Source organism: Streptomyces sp. NPDC126497 (genome assembly GCF_040302425.1).
Taxonomy (GTDB): Bacteria; Actinomycetota; Actinomycetes; order Streptomycetales; family Streptomycetaceae; genus Streptomyces.
Genome location: NZ_JBEORT010000012.1, coordinates 89,902 through 113,257, shown reverse-complemented (window position 1 = coordinate 113,257; position 23,356 = coordinate 89,902). Strand labels below are relative to the sequence as shown.

Annotated in this window: 8 protein-coding genes and 1 pseudogene; 4 read left to right on the top strand and 5 right to left on the bottom strand. The window is 75.2% G+C overall.

Features of this window, described 5'->3' with window-relative positions; all coding sequences use genetic code 11:
* From ABTY20_RS09310 to ABTY20_RS09295, 4 genes and pseudogenes are all read right to left on the bottom strand, one after another.
* Positions 1-13,376 (bottom strand): type I polyketide synthase (locus ABTY20_RS09310; RefSeq protein WP_351996360.1); only part of this gene is annotated, 13,376 nt, incomplete at its 3' end.
* 376 nt (positions 13,377-13,752) lie between these two features.
* A complete protein-coding gene (locus ABTY20_RS09305; RefSeq protein WP_351996359.1) occupies positions 13,753-14,790 on the bottom strand; it encodes a GDP-mannose 4,6-dehydratase in 1,038 nt (345 codons plus the stop codon).
* A 269-nt stretch (positions 14,791-15,059) separates the two neighbouring features.
* The gene (locus tag ABTY20_RS09300; RefSeq protein WP_351996358.1) at positions 15,060-15,905 is read right to left on the bottom strand and encodes a GntR family transcriptional regulator; all 846 of its coding nucleotides are present in this window, start codon (positions 15,903-15,905) and stop codon (positions 15,060-15,062) included.
* A gap of 389 nt (positions 15,906-16,294) precedes the next feature.
* A pseudogene (locus ABTY20_RS09295) lies at positions 16,295-17,488 on the bottom strand (RNA-guided endonuclease InsQ/TnpB family protein); the annotation flags it as partial.
* Positions 17,489-17,670: 182 nt separating this feature from the next.
* On the opposite strand from ABTY20_RS09295, the gene ABTY20_RS09290 reads away from it, so the two are divergent.
* The 4 genes from ABTY20_RS09290 (at position 17,671) to ABTY20_RS09275 (ending at position 21,955) form a co-directional block, all read left to right on the top strand.
* The gene (locus ABTY20_RS09290; protein ID WP_351996357.1) at positions 17,671-19,095 is read left to right on the top strand and encodes a cellulose binding domain-containing protein; all 1,425 of its coding nucleotides are present in this window, start codon (positions 17,671-17,673) and stop codon (positions 19,093-19,095) included.
* A 269-nt stretch (positions 19,096-19,364) separates the two neighbouring features.
* The gene (locus ABTY20_RS09285; RefSeq protein ID WP_351996356.1) at positions 19,365-19,787 is read left to right on the top strand and encodes a DUF6003 family protein; all 423 of its coding nucleotides are present in this window, start codon (positions 19,365-19,367) and stop codon (positions 19,785-19,787) included.
* Between the two features lie 81 nt (positions 19,788-19,868).
* Complete coding sequence (locus ABTY20_RS09280; protein WP_351996355.1) at positions 19,869-20,621, top strand: IclR family transcriptional regulator; 753 nt, start codon at positions 19,869-19,871, stop codon at positions 20,619-20,621.
* Between the two features lie 101 nt (positions 20,622-20,722).
* Positions 20,723-21,955: a PP2C family protein-serine/threonine phosphatase gene (locus ABTY20_RS09275; RefSeq protein ID WP_351996354.1), complete on the top strand. Its 1,233-nt coding sequence runs from the start codon at positions 20,723-20,725 to the stop codon at positions 21,953-21,955.
* A 10-nt stretch (positions 21,956-21,965) separates the two neighbouring features.
* On the opposite strand, the gene ABTY20_RS09270 is transcribed toward ABTY20_RS09275, so the two are convergent.
* Positions 21,966-23,345: a GH1 family beta-glucosidase gene (locus tag ABTY20_RS09270; protein WP_351996353.1), complete on the bottom strand. Its 1,380-nt coding sequence runs from the start codon at positions 23,343-23,345 to the stop codon at positions 21,966-21,968.
* Positions 23,346-23,356 lie beyond the last annotated feature (11 nt).

The window sequence follows — 23,356 nt, the reverse complement described above, 5'->3', positions numbered from 1 at the left end:
CGGCGGGCGAGCACGCCGGAGGCGCGGACGGCGAGCTGGTCCTCGCCGGTGTTGCCGGTGAGGACCGCGGCGAGCCGCTGGGCGGCGCGGTGGTCGAGGGTGTCGGGCAGGTCGACGGTGCCGCCCCAGCGCTGCGGGTGTTCCAGCGCGGCGGTCCAGCCGAGGCCCTGCACCATGGCCTGCACGGGCCGGGTGAGCCGGTCGGCGCGGCCGGTGGAGACGGCGCCGCGGGTCAGCGCCCACAGGGGCGCGTCGACGCCGGCGTCGCCGAGGGCCTGGATGAGGGTGACGGAGAGTGCGAGCCCGGCGGGCAGCACGGGGTGGAGGGTGCCGGTGTCCTCGGCGGCGGCCAGCAGCGACACCACCCCGGCGGGTGCGGGCAGGTCGCGCAGGCGGGCGGCGAGGTGGCCGCGGTCGGTGTCGGCGGCGTCGAGGCGCAGCGGCACCGCGTCGGCGCCGTGCGCGGTGAGCGCCTCCCGTACGGCGGCGGTGTGCCCGGGGTCGGTGCCGTCGGCGGTGACCAGCAGCCAGGTGCCGGTGAGGGCGGCGTCGGGCAGGGCGCCGAGCGGCTTCCAGGTGGCGCGGTAGCGCCAGGAGCCGGCGGTGGAGCGGTCACGGCGCTGCCGCCGCCAGGTGGAGAGGGCGGGCAGGACGGGGGCGAGGGCGTCGCGGTCCAGGCGCAGGCGGGTGGCGAGGGAGTCGACGTCCTCCTGTTCGACCTCGGTCCAGAACTCGGCGTCGGCCGGGTCGCCGTCGCCCGCGGCGCGCGGCGGCGCGGCCTCGGTCCACAGGTGCTCGCGCTGGAAGGCGTAGGTGGGCAGGGGTGTCCTGCGGGCGCCGCAGCCGGCGTAGACGGCGGCCCAGTCGGCGCGGCCGCCGCGGACCCACTGCTCGGCGAGGGAGGCCAGGAAGCGGCCGGTGCCGCCCTGTCCGCGGCGCAGGGTGCCGGTGACGGCGACCGGGTCGCCGGTCTCCTCGGCGGTGGCCTGCACCGCCATGGTGAGCACGGGGTGCGGGCTGATCTCGACGAACACGGTGTGTCCGGTGCCGAGGAGGGCGCGTACGGCGTCCTCGAAGCGGACGGTCTGCCGCAGGTTGCGGTACCAGTAGGCGGCGTCCGTGGTGGCGGTGTCGAGGATCTCGCCGGTGACGGTGGAGTGGAACGGCACCTTCGCCCGGCGGGGCGTCACGGGGGCCAGGAGGTCGAGGAGTTCGTCGTGGACGCGCTCGACCTGCGGGGAGTGGGAGGCGTAGTCCACGGCGACGCGGCGGGCGCGTACGTCCCGGGCGGTGAACTCGGCGTGCAGGGCGTCGAGCGCGTCGGGGGTGCCGGCGAGGACCACCGAGCGGGGTCCGTTGACGGCGGCGACGGACACGGCGCCACCGTGGGCGGCCAGGTACTCCTCGGCCTCGGCGGCGGGCAGCTGTACGGACATCATGCCGCCGGCGCCGGCCAGGACGCGGCCGATGGCCCGGCTGCGCAGGGCGACGACGCGGGCGCCGTCCTCCAGGGACAGGGCGCCGGAGACGACGGCGGCGGCGATCTCGCCCTGGGAGTGGCCGACGACGGCGTCCGGGGTGACGCCGTGGGCGCGCCACAGCTCGGCCAGGGACACCATCACGGCCCAGGTGGCGGGCTGGACGACGTCGACGCGGTCGATGTCGGGCGCGCCGTCGGCGCCGCGGATCACGTCGGTCAGGGACCAGTCGGTGAAGGGTGCGAGCGCGGCGGCGCACTCGTGCAGCCGCTCGGCGAACACGGGTGAGGTGTCGAGGAGTTCGGCGCCCATGCCGGCCCACTGGGAGCCCTGGCCCGGGAAGACGAACACGGTGCGGCCGTCGGTGTCGGCGGTGCCGCCGACGACCCGGGCGGTGGACTCGCCGTCGGCGAACGCGGTGAGCGCGTCGGTGAGTTCGCCGGTGGTGGTGCCGAGGGCGACGGCACGGTGCTCCAGCACGGAGCGGGCGGTGATCAGGGTGTGGCCGACGTCGGCGGGGTGCGGGCCGGCGGCGGTGACGTGCGCGGCGAGGTTGCGGGCCTGGCCGCGCAGCGCCGCGGGGGAGGCGGCGGACAGGATCCAGGGCAGGGTGCCGCCGGCCGGGAGGGCGGGCTCGGGGGCCTCGGCGGGCTCCTGGTCGGCGGGCGCCTGCTCCAGGACGGCGTGCGCGTTGGTGCCGCTGATGCCGAAGGAGGAGACGGCGCAGCGCAGCGGGGCGTCGTCCTTGTGCCAGTCGGTGGTCTCGGTGACGAGGCGGACTGCGCCGGACTCCCAGTCGACGTGGCGGGAGGGGCGGTCGGCGTGCAGGGTGCGCGGCAGGATGCCGTGCCGCATCGCCATGACCATCTTGATCACGCCGGCGACACCCGCCGCCGACTGGGTGTGGCCGATGTTGGACTTCACCGAGCCGAGCAGCAGGGGGCGTTCGGGGTCGCGGCCCTGGCCGTAGGTGGTGAGCAGGGCCTGTGCCTCGATGGGGTCGCCGAGCGCGGTGCCGGTGCCGTGCGCCTCGACCACGTCGATGTCGTCGGGGGCGAGTCCGGCGGCGTTCAGGGCCTGGCGGATGACGCGGACCTGGGAGGGCCCGTTGGGGGCGGTCAGGCCGTTGGACGCGCCGTCCTGGTTGACGGCGGAGCCGCGGATCACGGCGAGGATCTGGTGGCCGTTGCGGCGGGCGTCGGAGAGGCGTTCCAGGACGAGGACGCCGACGCCCTCGGCGAGGGTCATGCCGTCGGCGTCGTCGGAGAACGCCTTGCAGCGGCCGTCGCGGGCCAGCGCCCGCTGCCGGCTGAACGCGATGAACGACATCGGGTTGGTCATGACGGTGGCGCCGCCCGCGAGGGCGAGGCCGCTCTCGCCGTTGCGCAGTGACTGGCAGGCCAGGTGCAGCGCGACCAGGGAGGAGGAGCAGGCGGTGTCGACGGTGACCGCCGGGCCCTCCAGGCCGAAGGTGTAGGCGAGGCGGCCGGACAGGACGCTGGGGCTGGAGCCGGTGACGGCGTGCCCGGCGGAGCCGTCGTCCATGGCGACGCCGTAGTCCTGGTAGGTGGAGCCGATGAAGGTGCCGGTGGGCGTGGAGTGCACCGTGGCGGGGTCGATCCCGGCGTGTTCGAACGCCTCCCAGGTGGTCTCCAGGAGCAGCCGCTGCTGCGGGTCCATGGTGAGGGCCTCGCGGGGCGAGATGCCGAAGAAACCGGGGTCGAACTCGCCCGCGTCGTGCAGGAAGCCGCCGAGGGTGGAGTAGGTGGTGCCGGGGTGGTCGGGGTCGGGGTCGTAGAGGGCGTCGGCGTCCCAGCCCCGGTTGACGGGGAAGTCGGAGATGGTGTCGGTGCCGTCGGCGACCAGCCGCCAGAACGCGTCGGCGGAGCGGGCGCCGCCGGGGAAGCGGCAGCCCATGCCGATGATGGCGATGGGCTCGTCGGCGGCGGCCGGGCCGGCGGTGGCGGGCGTCGCGCTGTCGCCGGTGCCGAGGAGTTCGTCCCGGAGGTGGCGGGCGAGGGCGGCCGGGCTGGGGTGGTCGAAGACCAGGGTGGTGGGCAGGGCGAGGCCGGTGAGCGCGGCGAGGCGCTTGCGCAGTTCCACGGCGGTCAGCGAGTCGAAGCCCGCGTCGCGGAAGGCGCGCCTGGCGGGGACGCCGTCGGCGGAGGGGTGGCCGAGGACGACGGCGGCCTCGGAGCGCACCAGGTCCACGAGCAGCCGCTGCTGCTCCTCGCCGGTCAGTCCGCGCAGCCGTCCGGCCAGTTCGGAGACGGTCGCGGTGGTGTCCGCGGGGGCGGCCAGGGCGCGCACGGTGTCGATCTCGTCGAACAGGCGGCTGGCGCGCGCGGCGGTGAAGACCGGATGGTACCGGTCCCAGTCGACGTCGGCGACGGTGACCGCGGTGTCCCGCTGGACCAGGGCGCGGCGCAGCTCGGTGACGGCGGTGGCGGGGGCCAGCAGGCGCAGTCCGCCGCGTTCGAGGGTGTCGGAGACGGAGCGGTGCGCGTGGGCCATGCCGGTCCCGGCCCAGGGTCCCCAGGCGATGGCGGTGGCGGCCAGACCGCGGGCGCGTCGGTGCTCGGCGAGGGCGTCGAGGTAGGCGTTGGCGGCGGCGTAGGCGCTCTGTCCGGCGCTGCCCCACACTCCGGCGACGGACGAGTACAGCAGGAAGAAGTCCAGTTCGTGGCCGTCGAGCAGGGCGTCGAGGTGGGCGGCGCCGAGGGTCTTGGCGGCCATCGCGGCAGCGGTGTCGGCCAGCGGGGTGGCGGACAGGGGCGCGGCCTGGCCGACACCCGCGGCGTGCACCACACCGGTGAGCGGGGCGTCCTCGGGGACGGCGGCGAGGACGGCCGCGAGGGCGTCGCGGTCGGCGCTGTCGCAGGCGGCGAGGGTGACGCGGGCGCCCGCCTCCCGGAGTTCGGCGGCGAGTTCGGCGGCACCCGGCGCGTCGGGGCCGCGCCGGCCGGTGAGGATCAGATGGGTGGCGCCGGCGCGGGCCAGCAGACGGGCGGTCTCGGCGCCGAGTCCGCCGGTGCCGCCGGTGACCAGGACGGTGCCGGAGACGGTGAGGGCGTCCTCGCGGGGCAGGTCGGCGCCGGGGTGGCGGACGACGCGGCGGGCGAGTACGCCGGAGGCGCGGACGGCGACCTGGTCGTCGCCGTCGCGGGCGGCGAGCACGCCGGCCAGGCGCTGCGCCGCGGGCGCTTCCAGGACGGCCGGCAGGTCGACGAGGCCGCCCGGCTGCTCGGGGCGTTCCAGGGCGGTGACCCGGCCCAGACCCCAGTGGGCGGCGCGGGCGGGGTGGGTGAGCGGGTCGCCGGAGCCGGTGGAGACGGCGCCGCGGGTGACGGTCCACAGCGGGGCGGTGGCGCCGGTGTCGCCGCAGGCCTGGGCGAGGACGACACCGAGGGCGAAGCCGAGCGGGAGGCCCGCGGTGTCCCCCGGGGCCGTGCCGGTGGGGTGGGGGCCGTCGGCGAGCGGCAGCAGGTTGAGGACGCCGGCCGCTTCCGTGACCCCGGCGGCGCGCAGGGCGTCGGCGAGCCGCTCGCGGTCGAGGTGGGTGGCGTCGAGTTCCAGGCGCCGGAACAGGGCGCCGTGGCCGCGCAGCGCGTCGAGGACCTCGTCGGCCTCGTCGGCGGCGGTGGTGACGGCCAGCCAGGTGCCGTCCAGGACGGGGGCGCCGGTGGTCGCGGCGGGCCGCCAGGCGATCCGGTAGCGGGCGGCGTCCAGGGTGGCCTTCTCCTGCCGGGCGCGCCGCCAGGACGACAGCGAGGGCAGCAGCGCGTACAGGGAGGCGTGCTCCTCGTCGCGCAGGCCGAGCAGTCCGGCGAGCCCGTCGGCGTCGCCGCGCTCGACGGCGGTCCACAGGGCGGCGTCGGCGGGGTCGGAGACGGTGCGGCGGGAGCCGGGGGCGGTGGTGTCGGGCCAGTACGTCTCGTGCTGGAAGGCGTAGGTGGGCAGTTCGACGGTGGTGGCGCCGGTGTGCAGGGCGGACCAGTCCACGTGGACGCCGCGCACGTGCAGGCGGGCGAGGGCGGTGAGGGCGCTGACGTCCTCGGGGCGGCCGGTGCGCAGCAGCGGGACGGCGTCGGTGCCGGCGTCGTCGCCGAGGGTGTCCTCGGCGAGGGCGGCCAGGGAGCCGCCGGGGCCGAGTTCGAGGAAGGCGGCGGCGCCCGCCTCGTGGGCGGCGCGCACGGCGTCGGCGAAGCGGACGGTGCCGCGGACGTGGCGCACCCAGTAGTCGGCGGTGCGCAGGTCGTCGCCGGTGGCGGGGCGGCCGGTGAGGTCGGAGACGACCGGCACGGCGGGCTCGTGGTAGGTCAGGCCCTCGGCGACCCGCCGGTAGGCGTCGAGCACGGCGTCCATGCGCGGCGAGTGGAAGGCGTGGCTGACCCGCAGCCGGCGGGTGGCGCGGCCCTGGCCGGCGAAGTGGGCGGCGACGCGCTCGGCGGCGTCCTCGTCCCCGGCGACCACGACGGAGCCGGGGCCGTTGACGGCGGCCAGGGAGACCTGGTCCTCCAGGCCGTCCAGCAGCGGCAGCACCTCGTCCTCGGCGGCCTGTACGGAGTACATGGCGCCGCCCGCCGGCAGCGCCTGCATGAGCCGGGCGCGCGCGGCGACCAGGGCGCAGGCGTCGTCCAGGGAGAGGACGCCCGCGGCGTGGGCGGCGGTGATGCCGCCGATGGAGTGGCCGAGGAGCACGCCGGGGCGCACGCCCCAGGAGCGGACCAGGTGGTACAGGGCGGTTCCGAGGGCGAACAGGGCGGGCTGGGTCCAGCCGGTCTCGTGGAGCGCGGCGGCCTCGGGGGTGCCGTCCCCGGCGAACAGGACGTCCTTGAGGGAGTACGGCGCGGCGTCCGCCTCCGGGCCGGTGAGCAGCGGGTCGAGCTTCGCCACGACCTCGTCGAGCGCCTCGGCGAACCGCGGGTGGCGGGCGTACAGTTCACGGCCGGTGCCGGGGCGCTGGCTGCCCTGCCCGGTGAACAGCAGGGCGGTGCGGACGGTGCCGCCGGTCTCGCCGAGGACCAGCGCCGGGTCAAGGCGGCCGGCGGCGAGGGCGGCCAGGGCCCGCCGTGCGTCGTCGGGGGTGCCGACGGCGACGGCGCGCTGCTCGAACGCGGGCCGGGTGGTGGCCAGGGAGAGGGCCACGTCGGCGGGCGCGAGGTGGGGGCGCTCGTCCAGGTGGGTCAGCAGGCGGGCGGCCTGGGCGCGCAGCGCGGGCCGGGTGCGGCCGGACAGGACCCACGGCAGGACGGCGGGGGCGCCGGCGCCGTCGGTGCTCGCGGGGCGGGGCGCGGGCCGCGGTGCGGGCTGCTCCAGGACGACGTGGGCGTTGGTGCCGCTGATGCCGAAGGAGGAGACGGCGGCGCGGCGGGGGCGGCCCGTCTCGGGCCAGGCGGTGTGCTCCTGGAGGAGCGCGACCGCGCCGGACTCCCAGTCGACGTGGCGGGAGGGGCGGTCGGCGTGCAGGGTGCGCGGCAGCTCGCCGTGGCGCATCGCCATGACCATCTTGATCACGCCGGCGACGCCCGCGGCGGCCTGGGTGTGCCCCAGGTTGGACTTCACCGAGCCGAGCAGCAGGGGGCGTTCGGGATCGCGGTCCTGGCCGTAGGTGGCGAGCAGGGCCTGCGCCTCGATGGGGTCGCCGAGCGCGGTGCCGGTGCCGTGCGCCTCGACGGCGTCCACGTCGGCGGGGGTCAGTCCGGCGGCGTCGAGGGCCTGGCGGATGACGCGCTGCTGGGAGGGGCCGTTGGGGGCGGTCAGGCCGTTGGAGGCGCCGTCCTGGTTGACGGCGGAGCCGCGCACCACGGCCAGGACGCGGTGGCCGCTTCGGCGGGCGTCGGAGAGGCGTTCCAGGACGAGGACGCCGACGCCCTCGGACCAGCCGACACCGTCGGCGTCGTCGGAGAACGCCTTGCAGCGGCCGTCGGGCGCCAGTCCGCGCTGGCGGGAGAACTCGATCAGGGAGGCCGGTGTGGACATCACGGTGACGCCGCCGGCCAGGGCGAGGGAGCACTCGCCGGAGCGCAGGGCCTGCATCGCCCAGTGCAGGGCGACCAGGGAGGAGGAGCAGGCGGTGTCGACGGTGACCGCAGGGCCCTCCAGGCCGAGGGCGTAGGAGACCCGTCCGGAGGCGATGCTGGGCGCGGTGCCGCTGCCCTGGTGGCCCTCGAAGCGCTCGTCGGCGAGGGTGGCGGAGTAGTCGCTGTACATCACGCCGGCGAAGACGCCGGTGCGGCTGCCGCGCAGGGAGACCGGGTCGATGCCGGCGTGCTCCACGGCGGTCCAGGACGCCTCCAGCAGGAGCCGCTGCTGGGAGTCGGTGGCCAGCGCCTCGCGGGGGCTCATGCCGAAGAAGCCGGGGTCGAAGTCGCCCGCGTCGTGCAGGAATCCGCCGTGGCGGGTGTACGAGGTGCCGGGGTGGTCGGGGTCCGGGTGGTACAGGGCGTCCAGGTCCCAGCCGCGGTTGACGGGCAGGCCGCCGACCGCGTCGGTGCCCTCGGTGACCAGGCGCCACAGGTCGTCGGGGGAGTCGACGCCGCCGGGGTAGCGGCAGCTCATGCCGACGATGACGATCGGGTCGTCGTCGGTGGCGGCCGGGGCGGCGGCGGGCGCGTCCGCTTCGGCGTCGCCGGTCAGTTCCTCCAGCAGGTGGGCGGCGAGCGCGGAGACCGTGGGGTGGTCGAAGACGACGGTGGCCGAGGTGCGCAGGCCGGTGGCGGCGGCGAGCCGGTTGCGCAGTTCGACGGCGGTCAGGGAGTCGAAGCCGAGGTCCTGGAAGGCGCGCCCGGGGTCGACGTCGGCGGCGGAGGCGTGTCCGAGGACGGCGGCCACCTGGGCGCGCACCAGGTCGGTGACGGTCTCGGTGCGGGCCTCCGCGTCGAGCCGGGACAGCCTCTGGGTGAGGCCGAGCGCGGCTCCGGAGCCGGTGCGCACGGCGCGGCGGCGGGTCCGGATCAGGCCGCGCAGCAGCGGCGGCACCTCTCCCCCGCCGCGCAGCGCGGCCAGGTCGAGCCGGACCGGCAGGACGGCGGCGCGCGGGAGGGTGAGGGCGGTGTCGAAGAGGGCCAGGCCGTCCTCGGGGGTGAGCGGGGGCGTGCCGGAGCGGGACAGGCGGCGCAGGTCGTGCTCGGTCAGTCCGCCGGTCATTCCGGTGCCGGGCGCCCAGGGGCCCCAGCCGAGGGAGAGTCCGGGCAGCCCGTCGGCGTGCCGGGTCGTGGCGAGCGCGTCGAGGAAGGCGTTGGCGGCGGCGTAGCCGGCCTGGGCGGGGGCGCCGGCGGTGCCGGCGAAGGAGGAGAAGACGACGAACGCGGCGAGGTCGAGGTCGCGCGTGGCCCGGTGCAGGTGCCAGACGGCGTCGGCCTTGGGCCGCAGGAGGGCGGTGAGGCGGTCGGCGGTGAGGGACTCCACGAGTCCGTCGTCGAGGACGCCCGCGGTGTGCACCACGGCGGTGACGGGGTGGTCCTCGGGGACGGCGGCGAACAGCGCGGCGACGGCGTCGGGGTCGGCGGCGTCGCACGCCCGGAGGGTGACCTCGGCGCCGGACTCGCGCAGGGCGGCGGCGAGTTCGGCGGCGCCGGGGGCCTCGGGGCCGCGCCTGCTGCTGAGGAGCAGGTGCCGTACGCCGTGTTCCGCGACGAGGTGGCGGGCGAGGACGGCGCCCAGGCCGCCGGTGCCGCCGGTGATCACGACGGTGCCGTCGGGGTTCCAGGCGGGGGTCTCCCGCTCGGCGGGCGGGCGGACGCGGGCGAGGCGGGCGCCGAGGACCGCGCCGTCGCGGACGGCGGTCTGCGGTTCGTCGGCGCCGAGGGCGGCCGTGAGGGCGGCGGGGTCGGCCGTGGACGCCGGGTCGAGGTCCAGGAGGCCGAAGCGGCCGGGGTGTTCGGTCTGCGCGGAGCGGACCAGGCCCCAGACGGCCGCCGCGGCGAGGTCGGTGACGCCGCCGCCGTCGGTGGCGACGGCGCCCCGGGTGACGAAGACCAGCCGGGAGCCGGAACGGGCCGGGTCGCCGAGCCAGTCCCGCAGGTGGCCGAGGGCGCGGGAGGTGACCTCGTGCACCGAGGTGAGCACGTGGTCCCCGTCCGCGCCGGCGACGGGGGCGAGCACCAGGTCCGGCGTCCCGCCGCCGTCGGCGACCGTCACACCGGCGGCGGCCAGGGCGGCGGTGAGGCCGAAGGGGTCGGTGCCGAGCAGGCCCACGGCCGTGGGCGGGGCGGTGCCGTCGGCGACGGCGGTGGTCCGGGTCCAGTCCAGGGCGAACAGCGCCTCCCGCTCCAGGGCGGAGGCCGAGGTGGCGCGGGCGTCCGGGGCGGTGCGCAGGACCAGGGAGGCCACGGAGGCGACGGGCTCCCCGGTGGCGTCGGCGACGGCGATCGACACGGCGTCGTCGCCGGCCGGGACGATACGGACCCGGGCCTCGGTGGCGCCGCCGGCGTGCAGGGTGACGTCCTGCCAGGAGAACGGCAGGCCGCCGCGCCCGTCCTCGCCGAGCGGGGCGAAGGCGGTGGCGTGCAGGGCCGCGTCGAGGAGCGCGGGGTGGAGTCCGAAGGAGGGCGCGTCACCGGCGGGCCCGGCGTCGAGGGCGACCTCGGCGAAGGTCTCCTCGCCGCGCCGCCACACCGCCCGCAGGCCGCGGAAGGCCGGGCCGTAGCCGAAGCCGGTGCCGGCGAGCGCGTCGTAGAAGCCGTCCAGGTCGACCGGCTCGGCGTCGGCCGGGGGCCACACGGCCGCGTCGAATCCCTCCTCCCGGCGGGCGCCGGGGGCGAGGGTGCCGGTGGCGTGCCGGGTCCAGGGACGGTCGTCGTCGCCGTCGGGGCGGGCGTAGAGGCTGAGGGCGCGGCGGCCGGTGTCGTCGGGGCCGGCGATCCACACCTGGACCTGGACTCCGCCGTCCTCGGGCAGGGCGAGCGGGGCGGCGAGGGTGAGGTCCTCGACGCGCTCGCAGCCGACCTCGTCGCCGGCCCGTACCGCGAGCTCCAGGAAGGCGGTGCCGGGCAGCAGGACGGTGCCGCGGACCGCGTGGTCGGCGAGCCAGGGGTGGGTGCGCACCGAGAGGCGGCCGGTGAGCAGCAGCCCGTCGGAGTTGGCGAGGGTGACGGCGGCGGCCAGCAGCGGGTGGCGGGCGGCGCCCAGGCCCGCGGCCCGTACGTCGCCGGCCGTGCCGGTGACGCCCTTCGGCCAGTAGCGGTGGTGCTGGAAGGCGTAGGTCGGCAGGTCGGCGCGGCGGGCGCCGGTGCCCTCGAACCAGCGCTCCCAGCGCAGCGGCACGCCGTGCAGGTACAGGCCGGCGGCGGTCTCGGTGAGCGCGGTGGACTCGGGCCGGTCCTTGCGCAGGGCGGGCAGGACGGCGGCGTCCTCGTGCCCGGCGGCGTCCAGGCAGGCGCGGGTGAGCGCGGACAGGGTGCCGTCGGGTCCGAGTTCGAGGAAGACACCGGTGCCGTGGCCGGCCAGCCAGGAGACGCCGTCGGCGAAGCGGACGGGGTGGCGGACGTGGTCGGCCCAGTAGTCGGCGGAGGTCAGCTGCCCGACGGTGGCGGGCGCACCGGTGAGGTTGGAGACCACGGGCAGCGCGGGGGCCTGCGGGGACAACCCGGCGACGGTCTCCCGGAACTCCGCGAGCATCGGCTCCATCAGCGGCGAGTGGAAGGCGTGCGAGACGCGCAGCCGGCGGGTGCGGCGGCCGAGGGCGGTGAAGCGGGCGGCGACGGCGTCGACGGCGTCGGCGGCGCCCGCGACGACCACCGCCGAGGGGCCGTTCACGGCGGCGATCGACACCCGGTCGGCGTGTTCGGCGACCAGCGGGGCCACCTCGTCCTCGGTGGCCTCGACGGAGACCATGACGCCGCCCTCGGGCAGCGCCTCCATCAGCCGGCCGCGGGCAGCGACCAGGGTGCAGGCGTCCGCCAGGGAGAAGACGCCCGCGACGTGCGCGGCGGCGATCTCGCCGACGGAGTGGCCGGTGACGTGGTCGGGGGCCAGGCCCCAGGACTCGACCAGCCGGTAGAGGGCGACCTCGAGGGTGAAGAGGGCGGGCTGCGCGTACCCGGTGCGGTCGAGCAGGGCGGCCTCGGCGGTGCCCTCCCCGGCCAGCAGGAGGGGGCGCAGCGGGCGGTCGAGCAGGGGGTCGAGGTGGTCGAGGATCTCGTCGAGGGCGCGCGCGAAGACGGGGAAGCGGGTGTACAGGTCGCGGCCCATGCCGGGGCGCTGGGAGCCCTGGCCGGAGAAGAGCACGGCGAGCTTGGGGCGGCCGCGGGTCCGGCGGACGGTGAGGCCGGGCGCGTCCTCGCCCGCGGAGAGCGCCGTGAGGGCGGCGAGGGCGGTGTCGCGGTCGGCGGCGGTGAGCGCGGCGCGGTGCTCGAAGGCGGAGCGGGTGGTGGCCAGGGCGTGGGCGGTGTCGAGGGCGGTGAGCGCGGGCCGGTCGCGGAGGTGGGCCAGCAGCCGGCCGGCCTGCTCGCGCAGGGCGTCGGCGGTGCGGCCGGACAGCAGCCACGGCAGGACGCCGGGCGGGGCGGCGGGGGCCGCGGGGGTCTCCTCGGCGTCCTCGGCGGGGGCTTCCTCGATGATGGTGTGCGCGTTGGTGCCGGACAGGCCGAACGAGGAGACGCCGGCCCGGCGCGGGGCGTCGTCGCGGCGCGGCCACGGTACGGGTTCGGTGAGGAGGCGGACGGCTCCCTCGGTCCAGTCGACGTGGGTGGACGGCCGGTCCACGTGCAGGGTGCGCGGGAGCAGGTCGTGGCGCATCGCCATGACCGTCCTGATGACGCCGGCGACCCCGGCGGCGGCCTGGGTGTGCCCCAGATTGGACTTCACCGAGCCGAGCAGCAGGGGCCGTTCGGGATCGCGGCCCCGGCCGTAGGTGGCGAGCAGCGCCTGCGCCTCGACGGGGTCGCCGAGGACGGTGCCGGTGCCGTGCGCCTCGACCGCGTCGACCTCGGCGGCGGAGAGGCGGGCGTTGGCCAGGGCGGCCTCGATGACGCGCTGCTGCGAGGGGCCGTTGGGGGCGGTCAGGCCGTTGGAGGCGCCGTCCTGGTTGACGGCGGAGCCGCGCACCACGGCGAGCACGGGGTGGCCGCCTCGGCGGGCGTCGGAGAGCCGCTCCAGGACGAGGACGCCGACGCCCTCGGACCAGCCGGTGCCGTCGGCGGCGTCGGCGAAGGACTTGCAGCGGCCGTCGCCCGCGAGGCCGCCCTGCCGGGCGAACTCGACGAACGTGGTGGGGCTCGCCATCACGGTGACACCGGCCGCCAGTGCCAGGGAGCACTCCCCCGCGCGCAGCGACTGCGCGGCCAGGTGCAGGGCGACCAGCGAGGACGAACAGGCGGTGTCGACGGTGACGGCGGGACCGACGGCGCCGTAGAAGTAGGAGAGCCGGCCGGACAGGACGCTGGTGGCGTTGCCGGTCAGCTGGAAGCCCTGGACGTCGTCGTCGGGGCCGACGCGGTAGTCCTGCGGCATGGCGCCGACGAACACGCCGGTGCGGCTGCCGCGGACGCCGGACGGGTCGATCCCGGCGCGTTCGAAGGCCTCCCAGGAGGTCTCCAGGAGCAGCCGCTGCTGCGGGTCCATGGAGAGCGCCTCGCGGGGCGAGATGCCGAAGAAGTCCGCGTCGAAGGCGGGCGCGTCGTGCAGGAAGCCGCCGGCGAAGCCGGCGGGCCCGTCGCCGACGGCGGCCTCCCAGCCGCGGTCGGCGGGCATGGGGGTGATGCCGTCCTCACCGGCGACCAGCATCCGCCACAGGTCCTCGGGGCTGCGCACGCCGCCCGGGTAGCGGCAGCCCATGCCGACGATCGCGATGGGCTCGGTGGCCGCCGCCTCCAGCTCGCTCACCCGCTGCCGCGAACGCTTCAGATCGGCGCTCGCTCGCTTGAGGTAGTCCCGGAGCTTCTGTTCCTTGTCCATGTCAACGCAACCCATCTGGAAGAAGACCGGCGGACGGCTGGCGGTCCGGCGGGGACACCGGGTGTTCGGGGCGGCCGTTCGGCGGGACGGCCGGGGTGTCGGGGGGGGGAGGGGGGAGAGCGGGGGCCGGCGGGGCCCGGCCGGTGCGGGAGTCACCCGCCGGGCGGACCGGGCCGTACACGGTGCCGGGGGTCGTCTGTCCGCGGCCGGTCCCCGGCGCCCTGCCGGGCGGGGACCGCCGCGGCGGCTCCTTCGCACCACGCGCGCAGCGCGCGTGCCGTGCACACCCTTCCGCAGACCATGGGCCCAGTCTCGGGCGGTACGTCTGCGGAAATCCCTAGTGTGTGGCGCCGGGGCGCGGGGCGGCCCGACGGACCTAGCAGCTGCCGGCGGCGGCCACCAGCCGGCTGTAGTCGCGGTCGCGGGAGGCCTGGCGCAGGTCGGACTCGACCATCATGCGCATCAGCTGCTCGAAGTCGACCTCGGGCTCCCAGCCCAGTTCCTTGCGGGCGTTGGTCGCATCGGCGCACAGCGTCTCGACCTCGGCGGGCCGCACCAGACCGGGGTCGATCACCACGTGGTCGCGCCAGTTCAGGCCCACGTGCTCGAAGGCGATGCGTGCGGCGTCGCGCACCGTGTGCATCCGTCCGGTGCCCACGACGTAGTCGCCGGGCTCCTCCTGCTGGAGCATCAGGTGCATGGCGCGCACGTAGTCGCCGGCGAAGCCCCAGTCGCGCTCGGCGTCCAGGTTGCCGAGGCTGACCTTGTCCATCAGGCCCAGCTTGATCTGGGCCACGGCCAGGGTGATCTTCCGGGTCACGAACTCGGCGCCGCGGCGCGGGGACTCGTGGTTGAAGAGGATGCCGGAGACGCCGTACATCCCGAACGACTCGCGGTAGTTGCGGGTGATGTAGTGGCCGAAGGTCTTGGCCACGCCGTACGGGCTGCGCGGGTGGAAGCGGGTGGTCTCGCTCTGCGGGCTCTCGACCACCTGGCCGAACATCTCCGAGGACGACGCCTGGTAGAAGCGGATCTGGCCCCTCGGGCCGCCGCCGGAGGACCGGCTGAGTCCGCTGACCATGCGGATGGCCTCGAGCATGCGCAGCACTCCGGTGCCGTTGACCTCGGTGACCAGTTCGGGCTGCTGCCAGGACATGGGGACGAACGAGACGGCCCCCAGGTTGTAGACCTCGTCGGGCTGGACCAGGTCGACCGCGGAGACCAGGCTGCCCTGGTCCATCAGGTCACCGTCCACGAAGGACAGGCCGGGGATCAGCTCGGCGATCCGGTCCCTTCGCGGATTGGCCTGGCCACGGCAGAGCCCCCATACCCGGTATCCCTGGCTCAGCAGGTGTTCCGCCAGGTACGAGCCGTCCTGTCCGGTGATTCCGGTGATCAGTGCGCGCTTGGACATCTTCTCTCTTTCCACCGCCACGGGGAGGACCGGTCGGCGGGAGTCCGCACCGCGCCCTCGGGCCGGAAGCGGCGGCCTTCGACGCGGGACGCGCACCCTCCGGCACACCGGCCGGAGGACCGGTGTGCCGGAGGGTGCGCAGCCTGCGCTGACTCACGAGCCGTCCTCGTGGCAGCCATGCAAGCACCGGAACGGCTAAGGAATTTCCGAGTCTTCGGGGGACGGGCGGACACCGGGAGCGCCTCCCCGGGCGCGGGGTCCTCGCCGGCTCACCGGTCGTTCTGCACCACGCCACGGGTGGAGCAGGTGACCGGTGAGCCGGACGGGAAGTCCCCGGGAGGGATGCCGGGGTGGTGTCCCCCGGGCGGCGGCGCGGGGACGGTACGGGGAGCGAGGGCGAGCCGCGAGACGATGCGGTACCGGTCTCCCCGGTAGAGCGAGTGGACGTACTCGACCGGGCGGTCACCGGTGTCGGTGGTGAGGCGTTCGAACAGCAGGGCGGGCGACAGCTCGGGCACTTCGAGCAGCTCCGCCTCCGCGCGGGTCACCACGGTGGGCTCGATGGACTGCACCGCCTCGCCGACCCGCACCCCGTGGCGGTCGCGGAAGTGCTCGTACAGATCGCCCTGTTCCAGTTCCTCCCGGGTCAGCTCCGGCACGAGGTCCGCCGGCAGGTGCAGGTACTCGATGGCCATGGGCGAGCCGTCGACCAGCCGGAGGCGGGCGACGTACCGGATCCGCGCCGCGGGCGAGACGCGCAGTCTGCGGCCCACCCGCGCGCCGGCCGGCAGGGTGCGCAGCTCCAGGACCCGGCCGGTCCACACACCCCTGGCCGGGGGCACGACGAAGGAGCTCCGCTCCGGGACGAGTTCCTGGGTGATCTTCTCGGCCGCGACGAACATGCCCCGGCCGTGCTCGCGCACCAGCAGTCCCGCGACCACGAGTTCGTCCACGGCGGCGCGCACCGTGGGCCGGGACACGCCGAGCCGGGCGCACAGGCTGCGTTCCGAGGGAATGGCGTCGCCGGGGCGCCGGGCCTCGATGAGCTCGAGGATCGCGTCGCGGACCCGCTCACGCTTGAGCACGGCGCCTGACGCGGCGGAATCGACCTCCATGCGGGACCCTCGTTCGTCGCCGGATCGGCGGGTCGTCGTGGCACTGGTACGGCTTCGACCATAACTGGTCCGCCGGCCGAGGGGGACCGTTGAAGAGCATCAAGTCCCGCGACTGCCAGGAGGGTTGACGGTCACATTGGTCTATGCCACCTTCATTCGACATCGACTGGTAAAGCCTCGGGGTCCAACTGGTCAATCCCGAGGGCCGTGCGTGTACCGCCGCTCGCCGTCCGTCCGTGCGCGTCCCGCGAGGGTCCGAGCCACCCCTCGCGCTCCATGGCGCGCGGCGGCACCCGCACACGCCGCACAGACGATCCACCGTGCGCCACCCCCACAGCGAAAGGAACACGGTTGACTTCCTCCCCCCTCCTGAAGGAGGGGGAATCCCACGGCTCGCGCCGTGGGGGTTTCTGCTTCATCGCCGACTGCCCGCCCGGAGTACTCCGTTGAGGCCTTACACCAGCTCCACAGACAGACACCGTCAGCCCGACGGCCAGGATGTTGCGTGCCGCGTTCACGTCCCGGTCATGGGTCGTCCCGCAGTCGCACGTCCAAGTGCGGACGTGCAGCGGCATCTTGTCCCGCAGGGTGCCGCAGGCGGAGCACAGCCCGGAGGAGGGGAACCACCGGTCGATCGCGATCACTTCGCGGCCGTACCACTGGGCCTTGCACTCCAGCATGCTCCGGAACTCGGCCCAGGCCGCGTCGCTGATGGCGCGGGCCGGCTTGCCGTTCTTCACCATGTTCCGGACGGCGAGGTCCTCGATCACGATCGTTTGGTCCTCACGAACGAGCCGAGTGGTGAGCTTGTGCAGGTGGTCGCGCCTGCGGTCGGCGATGCGGGCGTAGACCCCGGCCACCTTCCGGCGTGCCTTGGCCCGGTTCGCTCCGTCGCCCCCGGCCTTGCGGGCACGCTGCCGCTGGGCCCTGGCGAGACGGGCGCGGTCGCGCCGCTCGTGCCGGGGGTCGGCGACCTTCTCCCCGGTGGAGAGGGTCAGCAGGTGGTCGAGCCCGACGTCGACACCGACGGCCGTGTCGGTGGCCGGGAGCGGCTGAACTGTCGGGTCCTCGCCCAGCAGGGACACGTACCAGCGTCCGGCCGCGTCCTGCGGGACGGTCACCGTGGACGGCGACGCACCCTCGGGCAGCGGGCGGGACCGCACGATGTCCAGCGGCTGGGCCGTCTTCGCCGGCGTCAGCCGGCCGTCTTGGAACCGGAACGCGCTGGTGGTGTACTCCGCCGACTTCCGCGACTTCTTCCGCGACTTGAACCGCGGGTACCTGGCCCGCTTGCCGAAGAAGTGGGTCAGCGCCGTCTGGAGGTGGCGCAGGGCCTGCTGGAGCGGGACGGAGGAGACGTCGTTGAGGTACGCGAGTTCCTCGGTCTTCTTCCAGGCCGTCAGCATCGCCGACGTCTGGTTGCAGTTCACCCGCTCCGGCCGCGTCCACGCCTGAGTGCGGGCGGCGAGGGCCAGGTTGTGGACCTTCCGCACGCAGCCGAACGTGCGCGACAGCTCGGTCGCCCGCGCATCGGTCGGGTGGAGGCGGTACGTGAACGCCCGCTTCACAGAGGTGGTCCGCACGGTTCACCTACCAGCCCATCAGTTTGTGACGAGCTGCCCGTGGTTTGGGGTGAGAGCCGGTCCGCCCCGGCGGCGAACCGGCTCTCACCGCCCCGCTCCGCGGGAGCTTCGTTTCTCCCCCGCAAGCGGGAGGTACCCCCACCCCCGGCTGAAGCCGGGGGTATCCGCAAAGGAGAGCACCGATGAGCACTCGTCCCACCGGCCTCCGCACCCGAGCGGCACTCGCACTGACCGCCCTGCTCGGCGGCGCCGCCCTGGCCGGCCTCCCCGCCACCACCGCCGCCGCCGCGGACGGCGCCCTCGCCGTCCAGTACCGCACCGGCTCCGGCGGGGCCACCGCCGACCAGAGCGAGCCCTGGTTCAAGGTCCGCAACACCGGCTCCGCCACCGTGCGGTTGAGCCAGGTGAAGATCCGCTACTACTTCAAGGCCGACTCCCCGGACGCCTCGTACCGCTTCGCCTGCTCCTGGGCGGTCAGGGGCTGCTCCGCCGTCACCGGCACGTTCGGGGCGCTCGCCCACCCCACGGCGACGGCCGACCGCTACCTGGAGATCGGGTTCACCGCGTCCGCCGGATCACTGGCCCCCGGCGCCGACACCGGGGACATGCAACTGCGCTTCCACCGGGCCGACTGGCGGACGCTGAGGCAGAGCGACGACTACTCCTTCGGCGGCGCCCAGACCTCGTACGCCGACTGGAACAAGGTCACCGCCCAGCTCGCCGGTGCCACGGTGTGGGGCACCGCCCCCGAGGGCAACGACCCCACCGACCCGACCGACCCGACCGACCCGCCGGGCGGCGGCCAGACCCTGTTCGACGACTTCGACTACACCTCGCACACCGACCCGGCGCTCTCCGCGCACGGCTGGAGCGTGCGGTCCAACTCCGGCGGCCCCGGGGTGCCCGGGGCGACCTGGGACCCGTCCAAGGTCACCTTCAGCGCCCCGGGCGGCAACTCGGTGATGAACCTGGAGACCTCCACGGCGGGCACCGGCACCTCCACCCGGCACACCGAGGTCCTCACCAGGAGCACGAAGTTCAGGAACGGCACCTACGCGGCCCGCGTGCGGTTCTCCGACACCCCGACGTACGGCCCCGACGGCGACCGCGTCGTCCAGACCTTCTTCACCATCAACGACCTCAAGGCCCCGATGGCCGACGACTACGCCGAGTACGACTTCGAGTACCTGCCCAACGGCGGCTGGGGCGAGCCGTCCAACATCCTCTACACGACCTCCTGGGAGACCTATGCCCCGGATCCCTGGCAGGCCGTCAACCAGCACAGCGAGAGCCGGCAAAGCTTCGCCGGCTGGCACGACCTGGTGGTGACCATCGACGACAGCGCCATCACCTACTACGTGGACGGCCGGCACTTCGGCACGCACGACGCCGCGTACCTGCCGGAGCGTCCGATGTCGATCAACTTCAACCAGTGGCTGATCGACCTCGAAGGCCAGACGTCGGCCACCCCCCGCGCCTACGACCAGCAGGTCGACTACGTGCTGCACGTCAAGGACCGGGTGCTCACCCCGGCCCAGGTGTCCGCGAGGATCGACGCGTACCGTGACGCCGGCACGTCCTTCGTGGACGAGGTCCCCGCTCCCTGAGCCCTCGCGCGGCGGCGTGATCCCCGCCAACCCGCCGGCCGGGTCCGCTCCGCGCGGACCCGGCCGCATTCCGGTGGGCGCCCGTCCGTTCCCCCCGCGTTCACACGACCTTCCGGGGCTTCCAGGGCCTCCACCGACGAGCCACGGGCCGGACCGGGGTCGCGGGACGGTGGTCACCCCATCGTGGGCAGTGCGCGGTGAGAGTGCCTTCACGGGGTAGAGGAGCTGCGATCAGTGACCGCTTTCCCGTGAGGAAGGGACATCCGGACATGACCGACGACGCCTACCTGGTCCTGCTCGACGACGCGGCCGGACCGCTCGGCGTCCCGCCGGCCGCCGTGGGGGAACTCGCCTGTCTGGACACGCCGGCGGTGCGGGCCTGGCTCGGCGCACAGGGGGTCACCGTCACCTCCCCCCGGTTGCGCCTCCTCCCGCCCGAGGAGACGGGGGCCATTCCGGAGGGCACCGAACGCCTTCCCGTTCCGCTCGGCGCCGAGGAGCTGAGCCGCCTGCGCGGTGAACTCACTCCCCCGGACCAGGCGCGGGTGGAGGAGGAACTGCTGGCCTACCGGTCCTGCACGAACGGACGGGACGGACTGCTGACGCGGGCGCTGGCCGCCGGGGTTCCGGCCCACCGGATCGCGGAACTGACCGGTGAGGACCTCACGACAGTGAAGGCGGCGGCCCACTGAGCGACGCGGCGTCCGGCCGCGGCGGGAAGCGGGAGCGACGCCGGTCTTGCCTGCGGCGGGTGTCCGGCGCAGGCTGGTCCCATGGGTGCGAGCCCGACGCTCATCACCTCCGTGCAGCGGGCCTTCCGGCTGCTGGAGGCGGTGAGCGCCCACCCGAACGGCGCGCCGGCGAAACAGCTGGCGCGGGAGACGGGGCTGCCCCTGGCCACGGCCTACCACCTGCTGCGCACGCTGGTGCACGACGGGTACCTGCGCAAGCTGGACGACGGCGGCTTCGTCCTGGGCGAACGGTTCCGGACCCTGCACACCACCGGCGGCGGCCAGGCGCTGCTCAGCCGGGTCAGGCCGGCGCTCACCGCGCTCCGGGACGAGCTGTCCACCGCCGCCTACCTCACCTTCTACGAGGACGGCGAGATCCGCGTCGCCGAGATCGTCGACGGCCCCCGCACCCCGCGGGCCGAACTCTGGGTGGGGTTCGAGGACGCCGGGCACGCCACCGCGCTGGGCAAGTCGGTGCTCCGGGAGCTCGACGACGAGGCTCGCAGGGAGTACCTCTCCCGGCACCCCCTCAACGACCTCACCCCGCGGACGATCACCACGGCCGAGGAGCTGGTGCGCCGGCTGGAGGCCAGCACCCTGGCCCCGGCCGTCACCGACCTGGAGGAGTACTCCCTGGGCACCGTCTGCATCGCGGTGCCGGTCTACAGCGGGGACACCCTGGGCTCGCTCGGCGTCTCCATGCCGAAGGACCGGCTGCACCGGCTCGACGAGGTCCGTGAGCGCCTCCTGCCGGCCGCCGGGCGGGTGACCCGGGGACTGTCGTTCACTATCTGAAAAGCACACCCTTGTGACGTTCGCAACGATCATCTTTCCTAATAAAGTCAGACATTACGGATGCGCGCACGCCGCGTAAAGGTGAGGACTGCGGACGACACATGAGTCACGCCCGTCAGCATGGACGCCACCCCTGGCCGATGCGGCAGTACCGGCGGGGGGCCCGCCACGCGTGGTCGCCCCGGGCTCGGGCCGTCGCGCACTGGGCGGCCGGCACGCCGGTGCTCTCCGTACTGATCGTCTTCCTGGTCGTGTCCGTCGACCTCGTCGGCGGGACGGGCAAGGTCTGGCTGCCGCTGCTCGCCGCCGGTCCGGCGCTGGCGGCGGCCACCAGCCGGCCGGCCGGGGTCCTCGCAGTGGGTCTCCTCGCCTCCCTCCTCGGCGCGGCGATCGGCGCCCGGCACGGCATGGCGGTCCCGGAGCTGGCCGTCGTACTCGCCGCGCTGGTGACCGTCGCCCTGGCCGGCACGCTCGCCAGCGCCCTGCGGGAACGCCGCGAGCGGGTGCTCGCCGCCGTCCGTTCCGTCGCGGAGACCGCGCAGCACGCCCTGCTCCTGCCGGTCCCGGAGACCGTCGGCCCCTTCCAGACGGCGGTCCACTACAGCGCCGCCGCGGCGGAGGCCCGGATCGGCGGTGACCTCTACGCCCTCGTCCCCACTCCGTACGGGGTCAGGATGATCGTCGGCGATGTGCGCGGCAAGGGACTGCCGGCCGTGGGGACGGCCGCCCTGGTGCTCGGTGTCTTCCGGGAGGCCGCCTACGACGAGCCCGATCTGCTGGACGTCGTCCGCCGGATCGAACGGAGCCTGGCCCGCAATCTCGGCCACGACGACTTCGTCACCGCCGTGGTCGCCGGCTACCCGGAGCCGGGACGGCTGGAGGTGGTCAACTGCGGACACGCTCCCCCGCTGCTGGTCCGCGGCACCGAGGTGGTGCCGGTGGACCCCGTCAGCCCGGCGCCGCCCCTGGGGCTGCGCGCCCTGTCGGACGAGTCCCCCGGCCTTCAGGTGGTGTCCTTCACCGAGGGGGACCAGCTGCTGTTCTACACCGACGGGGTCACCGAGGCCCGCGACGCCGACCGTGCGTTCTACCCGCTGGCCGAGGGCCTGGCCCGGCACCTGTGCGACGAGCCGGCCCGCACGCTCGCCGCGCTGCACCGGGAACTGCTGGACCACGTGGGCGGCCGGCTGCACGACGACGCGGCGCTGCTCCTGCTGCGCAAGCCCCCCGCCGCCGGAGCGGCGGACGCGGGCTCCCCCGTCGTCCTGCCGCTCACGGCGCGCCCGGAACCGGGCGCCGGCGGCGCCTTCGACGACCGTGAGGGCGCCGCCTAGGACCGGTCCGTCAGGACCGCTGGGCGGCGATCAGGCGCCGGTACCAGTGGTAGCTGTCCTTCGGGGTGCGCTCCTGGGTCTCGTAGTCGACCCGGACGATGCCGAAGCGCTTGTCGTAGCCGAAGGCCCACTCGAAGTTGTCGAGCAGCGACCACACGTAGTAGCCGCGCACGTCCACCCCCGCGTCGATCGCGGCCCGCAGCGCGGTGAGGTGGCCGCGCAGGTACGCCACCCGGTCGGCGTCGTGCACGGTGCCGTCGGCGCTCACCTCGTCGTCCTCGGCGGAGCCGTTCTCGGTGATGTGCACCGGCGGCAGGGCGTCGCCGTACTGCTCCTTCAGGTCCACCAGGAGGTCGGTGAAGGTGTCCGGGGCCACCGGCCAGCCCATCGCGGTGTGCCGGACGCCGGGCATCGCCGTCTCGGCGTAGCGGTTGTCGGTCGCCACGCGCAGGGCGGGGTCGCTCTCGCGGTACGGGGCGTCGGCGACGACGATCGGGCGGTAGTAGTTGACGCCGAGGAAGTCCAGCGGCTGATTGATCAGCTCCAGGTCGCCGTCGCGGCGGAAGTCCTGCCCGGTGATCAGCTCGCCCCAGGTGTCCTCCTCGGTGTCCGGGTAGCGCCCGGCGAGGATCGGCTCCGTCCACACCAGGTTGTGCAGGGTGTCGGCGCGCACGACGGCTTCCCGGTCGGCGGCGGAGCCGGTGGCGGGCAGGTGGTGGTCGAGGTTGAGGGTGATGCCGACCTCCCGGACCCCGGCGGACCGGAGCGCCCGGACGGCGAGTCCGTGGCCGACCAGCAGGTGGTGGGCGGCGGCCAGGGCGCCCCGGCCCTCGCGGGCGCCCGGCGCGTGGCGGCCCACCGAGTAGCCGAGGAAGGCGCTGCACCACGGCTCGTTGAGGGTGATCCAGCGGGGCACCCGGTCGCCCAGGCGCTCGGCGACGACGGCCGTGTACTCGGCGAACCGCTCGGCGGTCTCCCGCACCCGCCAGCCGCCCCGCTCCTCGAGGGCCTGGGGGAGGTCCCAGTGGTAGAGGGTGGCGGCGGGCTCGATGCCGGCGGCGAGGAGCTCGTCGACCAGGCGGGAGTAGAAGTCCAGGCCCTTGGGGTTCACCGGGCCGGCGCCGTCGGGCACGATCCGCGGCCAGGCGATGGAGAAGCGGTACGAGCCGACGCCGAGGTCGCGCAGCAGGGCCACGTCCTCGGGGTAGCGGTGGTAGTGGTCGCAGGCGACGTCGCCGGTGTCGCCGTTCGCCACCAGGCCGGGAGTGTGGCTGTAGGTGTCCCAGATCGACGGGCCTCGGCCGTCCTCGTGCACCGCGCCCTCGATCTGGTACGAGGCGGTCGCGGCGCCGAAGACGAAGCCGGGCGGGAAACGGGGGAAGTCGCTCATGCGTGTCGGTC